The sequence below is a fragment of the Providencia sp. Je.9.19 genome, from assembly GCF_051129765.1.
GTDB lineage: Bacteria > Pseudomonadota > Gammaproteobacteria > Enterobacterales > Enterobacteriaceae > Providencia.
In genome coordinates, this window is sequence record NZ_JBCPSS010000001.1 from 200717 (window position 1) to 214426 (window position 13710).

The following is a 13710-nucleotide window of genomic DNA, read 5'->3' on the forward strand; positions in this document are numbered from 1 at the left end:
AAATTTAGCCCAGGTGGTGAAATCGGTAGACACAAGGGATTTAAAATCCCTCGGCCTTTAGGCTGTGCGGGTTCAAGTCCCGCCCTGGGCACCAAATAAAACTTGATTGAGTAATCAACAAGTTAGAGTAAAGAAAAAGCCACCTTCGGGTGGCTTTTTTGCATCTGAAATTTGTCATCAAAAACGTCAAGTGGCGACAAAATGGCGGCAGGGTGGCGGCGTAGGTTTTTAGTTACCTGTATCTAAGAAGCAATACTCGTTTACTGTAAAGGTTTTAATCTAAGGTGTTTAAATGATCTATAACGCCAACGCCTCTTGCTGGAATTTATTTGGATGTGGATTAACCGGCTTGACTTCCCCCGGCTTACTAATAAATCGCGCTACTGATTCGTGGCTAACGAACGTTGCACCACAATTGATGTTTTGGCATTGGTTATAACGTTCTTTGGTTTCGGTTGAAACTTGTAGGGAACTACGGGTGTGTGCGGCGTAACCGCAAAGAGGGCAATTCATCATGATAATGTACCTTTTGTCATGATGTTAATATTAAGGCAAGTATAGCATGGGTTTTTGTACAGTGTTATTTTTCTTCACTGGCAATGTCCAGATCAGAGATTTTTACCTCTAATTCTAATGCAGTCATAAATCCGCTGTCATTTAACGAATGCACAACGCGCGTTAATATCCATTCAGCGATATCAATCTCCGGTTTAAAGCCGCTTACGATAACGGGCATTTCAGGGTAAAGCTCGGCGCGGCCTCGGGCAAGTTGAATCGAAAATGAGGCCACACCGCGTTGAATTTTTTCCCAATTGGCTTTTGCCGCTCGAGAGGCGTTTTCTTTTGTGGCGTAAGTGTGGGACAGGGTGAGGACGTTCCCTTGTTCGCCGGCGAGGTATTCACCTTGTTTTTCTTTTGGCTCAATTTTTTTCGTTGGTTTAGCCGGCTTTTTGCTTTTGCGCTTACGCTTTACCATGACTTCTTTTTTCTTTTTGGGCTCACGGGTATTTAACCAGTTTGCAATGACGCCGGTGTAGGCGCCACGGTCAGCCAATGAAAAACGGTGTCCATCGCCCACGGAACGTGTGATATTCATGGTCTGAATGGGTTGACCACTGGCGGTTAAACCTTGCCCTTGGCGCATAAACAATAAATTACCGTCTTTAACCGCAACAATCGCCCCCTCTTGTTTAGCAACTCGGGTTAAAAATGAGCCGTCTGATTCATTGGTTTGGTCAATGTGAGCCAGTTTAATTTTATCTAATTTGTTATCAATCACCGGCTTTAACTTATTGCGCTCTGCCAAGGTACGAATAATATCGCCCAAGGTTTTTTGGTGATAGGACTGTTCGCGCTTAACGTTCAATGTATCGCGAAAATCCGCACTACGCCCACGAATGGTGAGCTTATCTGGCACACCGCTATGCTCAATTTCATCAACGGTAAAGGTGCCTTTATAAATCAATGGCGCATTTTTCCAACCTAAATGGAGTGATAAAGTTTCGCCCCGTTTGGGTAAGGCTAATTGTCCGTCGCTGTCGTCGAGCTCAATATCCAATTGGTCAGCCTCAAAGCCTCGGTTATCGGTCATAGTGAGTGACATTAATCGGCCTTGAATTTGAGCATTAATATTTTCACCGCCGGCAGCGAGGGCAAAAGACGGGGTGCTTTCATCGCCAGTAAACCAACTCATAAGGGTATGGCTCCGCGTATATCATTAAGTTGCTGATTGAGATCGCCGAACATTTCAGATAAGGACTCGTCGGTACGTTTGAGTTTTAAGGTAAAATCTATTTTTCGAGCGGCACCATCATTGAAAAAATCGCTTTTGGATTGTGTGATTTCTTCAATCACAAACATACCGTATATCGTGCCAGTACCATCGATCAGCGACCACGCTTTACCCATATCAGCCATTAATTCGAGTGTAAGCAATGATAATCTGCCTCCGGTTAGCGAGGGGTATAATGTTCCGCTTAATGTGAAATCATCATTGTCAGGACCGATGTACTGGAAAGCCGGACGTTTGCCAATGCGATTATTAAAACCATAGCGATATTTTTTATTAATTTGCATCATTTGGTATGGGGTAGTACGCAAATGAAAGACGAATAAACCGAGTGCAGCCATTGCCATTATGAGTAGTCCTCACTGTCTTGGTAGCGGCTTAATTGCCGTGCTTGTTCGCGGCGTTGGTGCTGTTCGAGCTGCTTAGCCACTTCACGTGCAATATCAGTCGGTGACTGATTTGGTGTAGGATGAATGTTGATCACGATTGGCGCAGCACTTGTTGTATGGTTATTTTGATTAATTGTCGCCGGCGCGGATTGATAGCTACTTGCTGGCAGTGCAAGAGGGTGAAGCGGTTTATCGGCGGCGGCTGACATGGAACCAAACGTGAGCGCCGCAGCGGCAAGGGCGGCGGTACTTTTTCGGCTAGTGATACGCGCAGGACCATTGACGATTTCAGGACCATATTCGCCCGCAATACCAAACTGGCCGCGTGGAATAAAGCCGCCACTGTCAAACATACCGGCACTTTTCATGCTGCTTTGAATAACGTTAACTTGGGATAGTGCCCGTGTGGTTTTTACATCATCGGATAGCATCCAGTCGGGCAAGATATTGGTGGCCATCTGCTTGATTTCAGCGAATTGCGCCTTGAGTGTGTCCCATTTTTCTAGGATGCCATTTTTTAGGCTATCAATAATTTCGCCACCAATTTGTTTAAAGCGCTCAGGTAAGCCTTTGACATCAGCAACAATCTGATCCCACTTATCAGAAATGGTTTTTCTGACCAACGCCCACATACGCGTCGTGACTGAAACAATACTATCCCAGTGTTGATAGACTAGCCCGACAAGTCCCCAGTTTAGAACATAGGCTTTAATCCCCTCCCAAAATTGCGAAAATATATCTGTAACGCTATCCCAGAGCTTTTTCGCATAGGGAACAATGTCATCCCAATATTTGTAAATGAGATAAGCGGCAGCGGCAATGGCAGTAATAATTAAGATAATCGGGTTGGCTAATAGGGCTTTGCCCATCCACATAAATGCGGCACCGACTAGTTTTATGGGCTTAATCAGTAAGGATAAAAAACCACTGCCTTTAATGCCCAGCACCGAGAGGCTGAGTTTTGCCATTGCGAGAGGGCCGATCATCGCGGCAATCATTAGAGAGATACCACCACCCACGGCGAGTACGGCACTGAGCCCCAAGGTGATCATGGTGATTTGCTTGACGAGCTCCGGGTTTTTCTTTGCCCACTCACCAAATTTGGAAATGAGGTCAGTCACCCGTTTTGCAATATCACGCAAAGGGCTATCCGCACCGCCAAAGATTTGAATACCCACATCTTCATAGGCAGAGGTTAAGTTTTTTAAGTCACCATCAAGGTTATCGGTCATGGTTTTGGCGACTTTACCGGCTTCCCCTTTGGCGGCTTTAATTTCGGCCACCATAGCTTGCAATTGCCCTGAGCCGGCTTGGTCAACTAAGACAGATAGCGCGGAAAATGCCTCTTCACCGGCGATATGTTTAAAGAAGCCTGCGCGCTCGGCTGTCCCCATCTTTTTGGTTTTCTTATCCAGTTCGGTAAGAATGTCCGTAAACTCGCGTAAGTTACCTTTTGCATCACGCGTTTTAATTTTTAGCTTATCAAGGGCTTTTTCAGCCATCTTCGGTGGCTCGGCCAATCGACCTAAAATAGAACGCAATCCGGTGCCAGCCATACTGCCTTGAATACCAGCATCCCCCAATTTACCGGCTGCGGCGGCGGCTGTTTCTAAATCAACCCCTAAACCCGAGGCCACCGGTGCCACATATTTCATGGTATCGCCAAGCATGTTTAAGTTGACGTTTGAACGGGTAAAGGTGGCAACAAGGGTATCGCTGACGCGGTTCATTTCATCAGAGTTTAACTTGAAGCCGGTCAAAATATTCGAACCAATATCGGCCGTGGTCGCTAAATCAATGCCGCCGGCTAATGACATGGATAATGTGCCGGGCATGGCGTTTTTAATTTGTTCAGGTTTAAAACCGGCCATCGCATAAAAGGCTTGCCCTTGGGCGACTTCATTTGAGGTAAACGCCGTCGTTGCCCCAAGTTCACGCGCTTGGCCTCGTAACATTTTGTATTGCTCCGAGTCTTTATCAAGCCGTGTTAATGCCTGTACTTTTGACATGCCCACTTCAAAATCATAACCCGGTGCTAAGACTTTTTTAGCGGCATAACCAATGCCAATGCCGGAAGCGGTTATTGCCGCCCCGGAACCGGCCATTTTATTGCGCACATCCATAGTTTTTTGGTAACTATTTCGTGCATTAGACATACGCCGTTCTTGTTCGGCACTGCGGCGTAGCTGTTGTTCTTGGCGCTGTAATTGTTGCGTTGTGCGCGAAATATCACTGTTTAGCCGGCGTTGTGATTGCCCGAGTTGATTTGTCGATATGCCATTGGCTTGCAGTTCGCTACGTTGGCGTTGTACCGATTGCTGTAGTTCGCCAAATTTATTTTTAAGTTGCGCGGCTTCGCGTTGCGCTTTGTTGAATTCAGCGGTTTGTTTTCGTGTGGGGTTTTCGATTGAACTCATGGCTCGCGCGAGACTTGTCGCCCGAGCGGTGGCAGCTTGATAAGCTTGTTGGGTTTCAGTGAGTTGTTGTTTAGCTTTACGAAAGCCGTCAATTTGACCGGCTTGACGATTCAGGGCTTTTAAGGTGTCACGAGACTGACGGATTGCACCCGCCAGTTTTTTATTGGACTCTTGCGCACTGCGAAACGGTTTAGTTAATTTATCAACGGCGCTAAGCACCACTTGTAAACGTAGATTTTTACTCATCACTTGCACCACTTCGTTTATAAGCGTGAACACGCCATTCTAATAATTCAATCAGCCCCATTTCTGCGGTTGCTGACGGTGGCCAATGAAAGATGGTGGCAATATCGGCCACCATATCATCGACGGTTAATCGTTCTGGTAGTCGGCACGCATCGAGTTCGGTAACAAAAAATTGACCACCTCAATCGATAAGTTAACCAAATCGCCGGGGGACATTGTCATGATTTCGGGTTTAGTCAGCGCCGGTGCCGTGATGCGTGGCAGTACTTCGGCCATATAGATCACGTCCATTTCCATCAGCGCTTGTAAGCGCACTCCACGTAATGCACCCGCATTGGGTTTACGTACCACAATTTCGGTGATTTCAGTTTCACCGCGTTTGATGGGTTCATCTAATACGACAGTCGCTTGGGTTTTATTCATTTGTTCAGTCATTTACTTTTACCTTATAATCCCAGGGCGGCGCGTTGTTCGGCTAAACGGTCAACACCGCCGGCCTTTTCAACCATGTTAAGAATATCAATTTCTATTTTTTCACTACCATCCATAATTAACTTGTAATAGGTTGGTATAAACGGCAGTTTTACTTGTGTATTCTCACCGGCTTTTGAGTTTCCCGGGTCAATTTCTTTAAATCGTCCCCGTACAACGACTTCAACAGCGGTGGTTTCACCGGTATCATCACGCTGATAAGCGCCATTGAATCGCAACATTACGCCGTCGATTTGTGAAATACCCCACTGCTCATAAATTTGCGCTTCAATACCCCCAAGCGTGATATCCATATCCAGTGCACCATCATCCAGCCCCATATCAATTTGAGCCGAGCCGTTCATGCCGCCCCCACGATACCCCTCAAACTTACGAGTAATTTTAGGCAGCGTGACCTCCTCAATGATGCCTAAATAACTTTGAGCATCGTTGAATAAATTCATGTTTTTTAATTTGCGCGGTAAAGCCATTGGTTATCCCTTAATTTTGCTGCTGAAATCTAATAAATAGCGGTCGGTAATACGCTGGCGTAATAACAAGTTTTCAAGTGGTGGAACCGGTGTATAGTCATAATCAAGATATAACTTGCCGCTTTTGAGTTCTTCTTTGGTATTAACTTTTGCATCAAACCAACATGCTCCACCGAGCAAATAACCTTGCGTTGTCATGCTGCGCAACTTGGCATTAATGCTTTCAATAATGTCGCGAGTTAGCGATGGCGTTAATGTTCCATCGATTGCCCATTCTTGACCTTCCGCTATGGTGTCAGCTAAAACTTGCGCGGTACGGGTATAAGATTCGAATGCAAATAATGGATCATCAGAGCAGGTGCGTGAGCCCCAAAACTTGAAGCCGTTGTGACGAATGAGGGTAGTAATGTCATTTTCATTGAGCAAGCCGGCATCCGTGGCAGGGTCTTGTAAATCCCACGATACATCGGCAGAAATACCGGTCACACCATTGACGCCTACGTTAGATAGGGTTTTATGCCAGCCTGTTTCATTGTCGATTTTGGCACGTAAGCCAAGGGCACAGGCGGTTGCGTAGATATTGGCCTCTGCATTGGCGACTGTATCCCAGCTTTGAAATTCCGGCCAAATCAACATCAGTTCACGCTGACTGAAATTTTCACGGTATTTGATGGCCTCAGAAACAGTTTTACACCTATTAGCACTGACATAGGCCATAGCGCGCATTTTTTGTGCGATACCGGCGATGGCAGCGGAAACCGCTTGGGTATCGTGACCCGGTACGGCCAGAATGCGCGGTTTTACACCGACTCGGCTTTGTGCGGCGGTCAGTGCTTGTAAGCCTGTTTTTCGCCCCTCGGCGGTAGAGCCGCCAATAATATTCGATGTGGTTTCGGCTTCGCTTTCACCTTGTTCAACACGCACAACGACCGTGACCGGTTTGGCTTGGTTGCCAATGGCTTCTAATGATCGCGCGAGTGTGCCGGTATCACCAGCTTTGCCAGCCGCATCAATAACATCGATAATTAATACGGGCGTATTGAGTGGAAAATATTTTGCGTCCGCATCGTCGGCAGTACAGACCATGCCAGCGATCGCGGTGCTAATGGTGCGAATAGGGCGCGTGCCCTCGTTGAGTTCAATAACACGCACACCGTGATGATAATCTTGAGCCATAACAATAGCGTCCTCTATTTAGTCATGACTCAATTTTGTGGTGTGGTTAAGACAAATGCACGAGGTGAGGGTTGTGTGGGGGATGGGACAAAGCTCCCCCCGAAACAATGGTATATGATGTTTTTAGTCTTCATTCTTAATGTAAATCAATATATTATGATTAAGTATACTATGATATTGTAAAATCAAAGTTGAAAATTTTAGGTTTGGGAGCGTATAGAGTGTGTGAACACGGTTCAATTGATCATCTAAAAATATGCTTAATGCATGAAGTGATTCAAACAGATGACTACAGCAGATTTTCTTGGGGTCGGGCCTTCCGAAGAGCGTGGTTTTATCCCAAACGGCGCTTTAATTTTTGGTGGCGCATTGCGAACTATCTTTTTTTATCAAAAAAAGCTCCAAAACTGGCTAACTATATAAACAGAAAGTTACGCTCTAAATACGGCTGTGATATTGATGTCGGTGCTAAAATTAAACATGGCCTTTCTATCAGCCATTATGTTGGTCTTGTAATTGCTTATGAATCAATTATTGGTACAAATTTTCACGCTAGGCAAAATACGACTATAGGTATTTTGTCGTCATCTCAGAAAGGCTCAATTTGTATAGGTGATAACGTTACCGTTGGGGCGCACTCTTGTATTATTGGCGATGATATTAAAATTGGTAATAATGTCATGATAGGAGCAATGTGTTTTATTAATAAAAATATTCCAGATAATTGTATTGTTTATACGCCAAAAAAAGATAATACAGTAAAACACTCAGAGAAGAACAATCGCTCTATTTGGTAACCCCCCAACACATAAGTGTTGGGGAGGCATTTAACTTGGTTTTGCTGGCCATTCAATTTCTGGCGCTGTTGAAGTATCAACGCGATTTAGATATACCCTATATTCTTTCCAGTCATTGAGTGATGCCATTTCCTTATCTGTTACTATCCCTAAATCGATGGCGTATTGTAGTGGTACAATAGCCTCGATCGCTTCATTTTCCCGATATTTTTTTTGTTTTTCAGCATACTCAATCAATTCTTCCTTAGTTATCTCAGGCTCGTTAACCCAGCATAGCTCCCCACCTTGATTTCCTCTTATTTTCCCCTTTGGTGGCGTAGATGAAAATTCTACATAGGTGGCATTCTTAATTTCTATCACATCATCAGGGAATGATCCGGCACTGATATAATCGGTTTTTAATTCTTCTGGATAAAACGCATTGTTTTTTGCGCTGTAATAATACATATCAATATCCTATGGCCATCCAGCGTATAGTTGCTGGGTCTGTCCTACTTTTGAGAGTAGCTGATGTTTTAGAGGTTGCAGTTAGATTTATTGCACTCATCGCGCTCGGTAAAGTATTGATTGGAGATACCGTTAAACAAATATTAGGAAACGCGATGGAAAATTCAATATTCAATGTTTCGTTATTTAAATTTCCTTTTCCCCATTGAATGATCACTCCTGTATCACCACATTTCCACCAACCACTTTCAGCTTTATTAGCCGTACTTTTACCTCCAGATGCTGTAATTTTTCCATCAACTTCTGCTTTTGTATAAGCCCCCACATCCCCTGCATTCAGCGAGATATCTGCACTTAATGGCTTATTGTTTACCTTACGCCCACTAGGTACACGGCCATTGGCATTATTATTCGCATTGGTTGCGGCGGTATTAGCGGCATTGGCCGTTGATTGCGCATCCGTACCGGCTTTTTTAGCATCCGTAACTTTTGTATCGGTTTCGGCTTTGGTATACGCGCCCACATCACCAGCCGTAAGACTGATATCTGCCGTTAATGGTTTGTTATTGACCTTACGGCCACTTGGAACACGGCCATTGGCATTATTGTTTGCATTGGTTGCGGCTGTATTGGCGGCGTTTGCCGTAGCTTGTGCATCAGTACCAGCTTTTTTAGCATCCGCGACTTTAGTGTCGGTTTCTGCCTTGGTGTATGCACCCAAATTACCTGCTGTTAATCTAATTAGCTTACCGGTTGGTTTACTCATTTTGTTACCTCAATTGAAATAAAGTCAGTCGCTCGCAATGCTTCGGCCAGAAATAAGGTAGTGCCTTCAATCGTGTAAGCGTGACCTTGTGGTTGCGATAGGCCATTAATAGAGACTGACAGCACCTTGACATTACCAATAGCAAAAGAAGTTTCGCCACCTTTAACCACTGGTGTAATAGCGGAAATATCAAGGGTGGCATTGTCACCATCAAAAACAACAAAACTCACTGGCGATAAAGCAAGGCCAGCATTATTTTTAAATATCAGAGAGACAGTGCGACCTTTTGCCATTACTTCACCTTATGGATTTTCTTTAACTTGAACTTCAACGCTGACAATACTTGCGCCCTGAGCACCGGGAGCACCGGGCGTGCCGGGCGTACCTTTTTGCTCGGTAATAAATTGCTGCTCTGTTTTCGCTGCATTTCCCGGTAATTTTTTCCAAGCTTCGAATGTGGATTCGCCATCACTCACATCAAAAGATGCGGGCAATGTTTTTCCATCCGTGGTTTTAAAATTTAAAGTGACAGTACGTTTAATTGGCATAATGTTTCCTATTTATCTTTTTCTTGTGTGGTGACTTCAATTTCGTCAATGGGTTGGAATTTATCTTCATCTAAATAAATGCCACTGTCTGAGCCAGTTGTTAGCGCATTTCGGGCATCTTTACTGATGGGCAAGCCACCCGATAGCGGCGTGCTGATTAAGGGGGCATCAATGATGATTTGTATCTGTTCGCCTTGTTTAAGCATTTCGGCTAAAAGAATTTTATTATTTTCAATTGAGTAGGAATATTGGTCATGTTGAATGAGTCCATTGATTGAAAATAGGCAATTTTTAAATTGATAAGGTGGGGTGAGCTCCATTTCACCGCCTTTGGCTGTCAATTGCCATGTTCGGGTAACGAATGTGATTTTTTTGAGTTCATCGGTGAGTAGTTTTTGGGTGACGACTAAAGTGCTACTGTCACCTAACTGATGAGTTAGTTGCACAAAACCTTTAGCTGTTAATGTTGCATCAGGGTGTTTGCGACTTTTTTCATGTTCTTCAAGGCGTTGATTTACAAACTCGCGTGTTGCTAGCACCACCGAGGGATCAATTTTGACCGTGACCGCGTCGGTGTGACTGACAATTAGCACTACACGAATAGTTTGTGTGCGGCCTGAGCCCTCGGCAAGTAAAGGCTTATACGTTTCGGGGCAGTTCGCAATTGCCACCAAAAAACCGGATTTATCGAATAGACCAATTTCACGTATCCACCAACCGCCCTCATTTTCAGGGATCACTTGTTCGGCAATCACTTGATTGGTATTCACAGGGTCAATGAATAAGGTGTTAATGGCTGCCCGACGTTTTTCATTAATCAGTTTAGTTTGTCGAGTGTCTGGTGTGGGTAATGCACCGCCACCATCCCCAACGGCCATATGGGTAAGTGCTATTTGAGTGCCAAGGGCTGTCGCTTCGGCAAGCACTTTTTCACCATAAGTGGTGAGTAAAGCAAAGTATTTCATTGGAGAGTGATCCTCATTTCGTCAATAACATGGATGGCGGCACCGGTTGATAGGGTTGTACCAACGCTGATCACATCGGGTGTGTATGGATAAACGGTTAATTCATCACCGCTATAGGTGGCTGCGGCGCAATAAATATGGCCTTTGGCTTCAAGTTGAATAGTGAGCCCCACAAGGTGCCGGCTCGCCGGCTTAGCATCAAAAATTAACGCCTCTAACTCTTGATACATTTCCTCGGTAATACCGGTTTCAAGTACCCCGATATCAAGGCGAAACGTGCCCGGTGTTTCATTGGTTTTCCACCACTCAATCACGCGAATTAAATAACCCAACGGCTCAACGACACGGCGCAATGCACCAATGGTGCCCTTGTGTTTATGAATAAACATCGCGGATTTAATCGCATCTCGCTTGGCTTTTTCCGTCCAGTTTTTATCCCATCGGTCAACACTAAACGCCCATGCTAAATACGGCAGTAAATGCACGGGACACAAATTAGGGTTCCAGAGTTCACGAATCGGAATAGGCACGCGCTCAATTTGCGCGAGGGATTCAGCCGCCGCGAGCTCTAACGGCGACGAGCCAACGGGTAATAAACGGTTATTCATCAGAGCCGCCTAGCGCCACATTAATTTGTGTGCAATAGCTGGCTTGCGTTTTATCTAGTTTGATATCGGCAACCGGCTTTTTCAGTTCGACACGCTGAACACCTTGAACATGCAGCGCGGCATAAATAGCACTAAGAACAATGTCACGGCCTAATCGGTGTTGTTGGGTGGTATAGCGTTTTAATTGCGCCTCGGCGGCAGCGGTGATTGGTTCGTATTCAGGCGAGGGGTAACAGTAGATCACGGCGTCGATTTCATAGTTAACAATGGTGGCTGACTGTACAGTGACACGGTCAGCCACGGGGCGAACATCTTCATCGTTTAACGCTAAATTGACTTTTTCAATTAAATCAACGGTTGCGGTGCCGTCGGTTTCACGAGATAAAACTGTCACCGTGACATAAGCCGGTGCAGGGCTAATCACTGAGGCATCGGAAACCCGACCATCCGCGCTACGAGCATGATATTCATAGCTGCCAATCGGGCCGGCTACGCTTAACGCTTCAAAGGCGCCGGGGATACGTAACCGTAAATTTGAGTCGGATTCATACACCGGCGCAATAGGTGGAATAGCATTTTCATCGCCGGGCGATAACATTAGGCGCTGAACATTATTATTCGCGGCGAGCTGGTCAAGGTCGGCACCGGTAGCAAAAGCCACCATACTGGCGCGAGCGGCCTCATTGATACGCTGACGTAAAATTAACTCGCGATAGCAATTTTCTTGCAATAGTTTAGTGAGCGGTTCGGATTCTAATTCCAAGGTACGGGCTATCGCTTCGCGTTGCTCGGCTGGTGTGGCAGCGATTAATGCGGCTTTACGCTCGGCAAATAACACTTCAAAGTCGAGTGTTTCAACAACGTCCGGCGGCGGTAATAAACTTAAATCGATACTGGCGGCCATAAATTACCTCACATCCACTGAAAAATTAACGGGTTGGTTGGTGTCTTGGTTAGTCGCTTCAATATCAACCACCATTTTTGCGGCCTCGGTACTGCTCAAACTAATTCGGGTTAACAAAATACGCGGTTCCCATTTCATTAAGGCGGTATAGCAGGCCGACATGAGTTGTAATTTAAGCGCGGGGTTTTGTGGTTGGTCGATAAGCTCAGATAGCAATGAGCCATAGGTGCGACGTGCGATGCGTGAGCCAACGGGTGTGATTAAAATATCTCTGATCGACTGGCGTATATGCTCCATATCGGAAATGATTTTTCCATCGATTCGGTTCATGCCGCAATATTTCATTGAGGACCATCCGAGGAATCACCACCTGAACGAATGCCGCCATGTGTGTGTGAATGCAGGGTAATGCCATTTGATTTTATGGCGCCGCCGTTATGGGTGAAATCACCGGTCATTTCACCGCCTTGGGTTACATTCAAAGTGGCACAAGTCAGATTGTTTGAGCAATTAACAGTGGGCGTATTGAGGTCGATTTGTTTGGCGGCATTGACGACAAGCACTTGTGTTGTGGCGCTGATTTGTTCACTGGCGTCAATGATTGCGGTTTTAATTCCAGTCGCTTTAAGTTGACCGCTTGCCGGTTCATACTCAATAACCGCACCATCAGAATAAGTACGATGATCGGCCGTCAATGAATCGGTTGGCTCTGAGTATTCATCAGAGAAAATCCCTGTCAATACAAATGCGGTGGTTAACTCACCGCCGATGGCTAAGATAAGTACTTGCTCACCAACACTCGGCGCATTCATGGTGAGCGTGCTGCCGGCGCGTAACGTGAGCCAATTTAGCCAGTCCGTTTCCAAGTCACCGGTTTGCACACGACAGCCTTTCTTGGTGTCAACGGCCGTGACGACACCAATACGGATCAGGTTTCTAATTAGGCGTAAAATATCTGTATTATTCATGAGGTATAGACTGCCACGAATGCAGAACACTGCGCATATTCATGAGCTTGTGTCAGGATTGGCACAAGTTGAACAACGTGAAATCGGTTATCTTTACAAGTTGTAGTTTTTAAACTACAATCAATGATATGAAAGAAATTAAACAAACTGATGCATTCCGTTTATGGGAATTTAAGCTAAAAGACAAAAGGGCACGCACCATTATCGCGACACGTTTGTTTCGTTTAGCAAATGGGTTAGCAGGCGATGCAATGCCAGTTGGAGAGGGGATCAGCGAATTAAGAATTCATCATGGACCCGGTTATCGTGTGTACTTTCAACAACGTGGTAATACGATAATTTTACTCCTCTGTGGTGGCAAAAAAGGTTCGCAATCACGGGATATTACATTAGCCAAAACACTTGCTAAAAAGTGGATTTTGGAGGAAAACGACGATGAGTAATTTAACAACCTATGATCCGGCGCTTGCGCTAGTTGATGATGAAGAAATTGCCTTTTTTATGGCTGATGCAATCGAAACGGGTGATTCAGCTTATATTGCTAAAGCATTAGGCATTGTGGCAAGAGCTAAAGGGATGAGCCAAATTGCGGCAGAAACAGGGCTTTCTCGTGAACAGCTCTATCGCTCATTTAGTGAAGATGGTAACCCAACTTTAAAATCAACTTTAGCGGTAATGAAAGCACTTGGCGTTGAATTAACCGTAAAAACCCACGTTAACTAATCCTA

Annotated in this window: 20 protein-coding genes, 1 tRNA gene and 1 pseudogene; 5 read left to right on the plus strand and 17 right to left on the minus strand. The window is 45.2% G+C overall.

What is annotated here, in order from left to right; all coding sequences use genetic code 11:
- Positions 1-7 precede the first annotated feature (7 nt).
- Together AAZR93_RS00955 and AAZR93_RS00960 are read left to right on the plus strand one after the other, a co-directional pair.
- A tRNA-Leu gene (locus tag AAZR93_RS00955) sits at positions 8-94 on the plus strand.
- A gap of 12 nt (positions 95-106) precedes the next feature.
- Positions 107-232, plus strand: coding sequence for a hypothetical protein (locus tag AAZR93_RS00960; RefSeq protein WP_434718702.1), 126 nt, complete (start codon positions 107-109; stop codon positions 230-232).
- Between the two features lie 65 nt (positions 233-297).
- Here the strand turns inward: AAZR93_RS00960 and AAZR93_RS00965 are convergent, their stop codons facing one another.
- The 8 genes from AAZR93_RS00965 to AAZR93_RS01000 form a co-directional block, all read right to left on the minus strand.
- Entirely contained in the window at positions 298-516 is a 219-nt protein-coding gene (locus AAZR93_RS00965) for an ogr/Delta-like zinc finger family protein (protein ID WP_115164198.1), read from the minus strand.
- Between the two features lie 64 nt (positions 517-580).
- Positions 581-1693, minus strand: coding sequence for a phage late control D family protein (locus AAZR93_RS00970; RefSeq protein ID WP_434718703.1), 1113 nt, complete (start codon positions 1691-1693; stop codon positions 581-583).
- A complete protein-coding gene (locus AAZR93_RS00975) occupies positions 1690-2136 on the minus strand; it encodes a phage tail protein (protein ID WP_434718704.1) in 447 nt (148 codons plus the stop codon). The genes AAZR93_RS00970 and AAZR93_RS00975 overlap by 4 nt, the downstream gene beginning before the upstream one ends.
- Positions 2136-4841 (minus strand): phage tail tape measure protein, encoded by a 2706-nt coding sequence (locus AAZR93_RS00980; RefSeq protein WP_434718705.1) that lies wholly within the window; start codon positions 4839-4841, stop codon positions 2136-2138. Before AAZR93_RS00980 ends, AAZR93_RS00975 begins: the two co-directional genes overlap by 1 nt.
- A complete protein-coding gene (locus tag AAZR93_RS00985) occupies positions 4834-4956 on the minus strand; it encodes a GpE family phage tail protein (protein ID WP_434718706.1) in 123 nt (40 codons plus the stop codon). The genes AAZR93_RS00980 and AAZR93_RS00985 overlap by 8 nt, the downstream gene beginning before the upstream one ends.
- An 11-nt stretch (positions 4957-4967) precedes the next feature.
- Positions 4968-5276 carry a phage tail assembly protein gene (locus AAZR93_RS00990; RefSeq protein ID WP_115164203.1) on the minus strand — a complete coding sequence of 103 codons (309 nt, stop codon included), beginning with the start codon at positions 5274-5276 and terminating at the stop codon, positions 4968-4970.
- Between the two features lie 11 nt (positions 5277-5287).
- Entirely contained in the window at positions 5288-5803 is a 516-nt protein-coding gene (locus AAZR93_RS00995) for a phage major tail tube protein (RefSeq protein WP_434718707.1), read from the minus strand.
- A 3-nt stretch (positions 5804-5806) separates the two neighbouring features.
- A complete protein-coding gene (locus AAZR93_RS01000; protein ID WP_434718708.1) occupies positions 5807-6979 on the minus strand; it encodes a phage tail sheath protein in 1173 nt (390 codons plus the stop codon).
- A 221-nt stretch (positions 6980-7200) separates the two neighbouring features.
- Between AAZR93_RS01000 and AAZR93_RS01005 the strand changes: the two genes are divergently transcribed.
- Complete coding sequence (locus AAZR93_RS01005; RefSeq protein ID WP_434718709.1) at positions 7201-7776, plus strand: serine acetyltransferase; 576 nt, start codon at positions 7201-7203, stop codon at positions 7774-7776.
- Between the two features lie 30 nt (positions 7777-7806).
- Here AAZR93_RS01005 and AAZR93_RS01010 read toward each other — a convergent pair whose 3' ends face one another.
- From AAZR93_RS01010 to AAZR93_RS01050, 9 genes and pseudogenes are all read right to left on the minus strand, one after another.
- Positions 7807-8223 carry a tail fiber assembly protein gene (locus AAZR93_RS01010; protein WP_434718710.1) on the minus strand — a complete coding sequence of 139 codons (417 nt, stop codon included), beginning with the start codon at positions 8221-8223 and terminating at the stop codon, positions 7807-7809.
- Between the two features lies 1 nt (position 8224).
- Positions 8225-8989: a gp53-like domain-containing protein gene (locus tag AAZR93_RS01015; RefSeq protein WP_434718711.1), complete on the minus strand. Its 765-nt coding sequence runs from the start codon at positions 8987-8989 to the stop codon at positions 8225-8227.
- A complete protein-coding gene (locus AAZR93_RS01020) occupies positions 8986-9282 on the minus strand; it encodes a hypothetical protein (protein ID WP_434718712.1) in 297 nt (98 codons plus the stop codon). Before AAZR93_RS01020 ends, AAZR93_RS01015 begins: the two co-directional genes overlap by 4 nt.
- A 9-nt stretch (positions 9283-9291) precedes the next feature.
- Entirely contained in the window at positions 9292-9537 is a 246-nt protein-coding gene (locus AAZR93_RS01025) for a hypothetical protein (protein ID WP_434718713.1), read from the minus strand.
- Positions 9538-9941: 404 nt separating this feature from the next.
- Positions 9942-10502 (minus strand): annotated as a pseudogene (locus tag AAZR93_RS01030) (phage tail protein); the annotation flags it as partial.
- Positions 10499-11110: a phage tail protein I gene (locus AAZR93_RS01035; RefSeq protein ID WP_434718714.1), complete on the minus strand. Its 612-nt coding sequence runs from the start codon at positions 11108-11110 to the stop codon at positions 10499-10501. The gene AAZR93_RS01035 and the pseudogene AAZR93_RS01030, both read right to left, overlap by 4 nt.
- A complete protein-coding gene (locus AAZR93_RS01040) occupies positions 11103-12014 on the minus strand; it encodes a baseplate assembly protein (RefSeq protein WP_434718715.1) in 912 nt (303 codons plus the stop codon). The genes AAZR93_RS01035 and AAZR93_RS01040 overlap by 8 nt, the downstream gene beginning before the upstream one ends.
- A gap of 3 nt (positions 12015-12017) precedes the next feature.
- Positions 12018-12359, minus strand: coding sequence for a GPW/gp25 family protein (locus AAZR93_RS01045; RefSeq protein WP_434718716.1), 342 nt, complete (start codon positions 12357-12359; stop codon positions 12018-12020).
- A complete protein-coding gene (locus AAZR93_RS01050; protein WP_434718717.1) occupies positions 12356-12982 on the minus strand; it encodes a phage baseplate assembly protein V in 627 nt (208 codons plus the stop codon). The genes AAZR93_RS01045 and AAZR93_RS01050 overlap by 4 nt, the downstream gene beginning before the upstream one ends.
- Before the next feature lie 128 nt (positions 12983-13110).
- Between AAZR93_RS01050 and AAZR93_RS01055 the strand changes: the two genes are divergently transcribed.
- Together AAZR93_RS01055 and AAZR93_RS01060 are read left to right on the plus strand one after the other, a co-directional pair.
- A complete protein-coding gene (locus AAZR93_RS01055) occupies positions 13111-13425 on the plus strand; it encodes a type II toxin-antitoxin system RelE/ParE family toxin (RefSeq protein ID WP_434718718.1) in 315 nt (104 codons plus the stop codon).
- On the plus strand, positions 13418-13705 hold the full coding sequence (locus tag AAZR93_RS01060; RefSeq protein ID WP_117162001.1) for an addiction module antidote protein: 288 nt from the start codon (positions 13418-13420) through the stop codon (positions 13703-13705). The genes AAZR93_RS01055 and AAZR93_RS01060 overlap by 8 nt, the downstream gene beginning before the upstream one ends.
- Positions 13706-13710 lie beyond the last annotated feature (5 nt).

What these genes read in the sequence shown, in the direction of transcription:
- AAZR93_RS01015 (WP_434718711.1), bottom strand. Translation starts at nt 8,989, where the DNA reads ATGAGTAAACCAACCGGTAAGCTAATTAGATTAACAGCAGGTAATTTG.
- AAZR93_RS01020 (WP_434718712.1), bottom strand. Translation starts at nt 9,282, where the DNA reads ATGGCAAAAGGTCGCACTGTCTCTCTGATATTTAAAAATAATGCTGGC.
- AAZR93_RS01010 (WP_434718710.1), bottom strand. Translation starts at nt 8,223, where the DNA reads ATGTATTATTACAGCGCAAAAAACAATGCGTTTTATCCAGAAGAATTA.
- AAZR93_RS01055 (WP_434718718.1), top strand. Translation starts at nt 13,111, where the DNA reads ATGAAAGAAATTAAACAAACTGATGCATTCCGTTTATGGGAATTTAAG.
- AAZR93_RS01000 (WP_434718708.1), bottom strand. Translation starts at nt 6,979, where the DNA reads ATGGCTCAAGATTATCATCACGGTGTGCGTGTTATTGAACTCAACGAG.
- AAZR93_RS01050 (WP_434718717.1), bottom strand. Translation starts at nt 12,982, where the DNA reads ATGAATAATACAGATATTTTACGCCTAATTAGAAACCTGATCCGTATT.
- AAZR93_RS01045 (WP_434718716.1), bottom strand. Translation starts at nt 12,359, where the DNA reads ATGAAATATTGCGGCATGAACCGAATCGATGGAAAAATCATTTCCGAT.
- AAZR93_RS00970 (WP_434718703.1), bottom strand. Translation starts at nt 1,693, where the DNA reads ATGAGTTGGTTTACTGGCGATGAAAGCACCCCGTCTTTTGCCCTCGCT.
- AAZR93_RS01025 (WP_434718713.1), bottom strand. Translation starts at nt 9,537, where the DNA reads ATGCCAATTAAACGTACTGTCACTTTAAATTTTAAAACCACGGATGGA.
- AAZR93_RS01040 (WP_434718715.1), bottom strand. Translation starts at nt 12,014, where the DNA reads ATGGCCGCCAGTATCGATTTAAGTTTATTACCGCCGCCGGACGTTGTT.
- AAZR93_RS01060 (WP_117162001.1), top strand. Translation starts at nt 13,418, where the DNA reads ATGAGTAATTTAACAACCTATGATCCGGCGCTTGCGCTAGTTGATGAT.
- AAZR93_RS00980 (WP_434718705.1), bottom strand. Translation starts at nt 4,841, where the DNA reads ATGAGTAAAAATCTACGTTTACAAGTGGTGCTTAGCGCCGTTGATAAA.
- AAZR93_RS01035 (WP_434718714.1), bottom strand. Translation starts at nt 11,110, where the DNA reads ATGAATAACCGTTTATTACCCGTTGGCTCGTCGCCGTTAGAGCTCGCG.
- AAZR93_RS00995 (WP_434718707.1), bottom strand. Translation starts at nt 5,803, where the DNA reads ATGGCTTTACCGCGCAAATTAAAAAACATGAATTTATTCAACGATGCT.
- AAZR93_RS00990 (WP_115164203.1), bottom strand. Translation starts at nt 5,276, where the DNA reads ATGACTGAACAAATGAATAAAACCCAAGCGACTGTCGTATTAGATGAA.
- AAZR93_RS00965 (WP_115164198.1), bottom strand. Translation starts at nt 516, where the DNA reads ATGATGAATTGCCCTCTTTGCGGTTACGCCGCACACACCCGTAGTTCC.
- AAZR93_RS00985 (WP_434718706.1), bottom strand. Translation starts at nt 4,956, where the DNA reads ATGGTGGCCGATATTGCCACCATCTTTCATTGGCCACCGTCAGCAACC.
- AAZR93_RS00975 (WP_434718704.1), bottom strand. Translation starts at nt 2,136, where the DNA reads ATGGCAATGGCTGCACTCGGTTTATTCGTCTTTCATTTGCGTACTACC.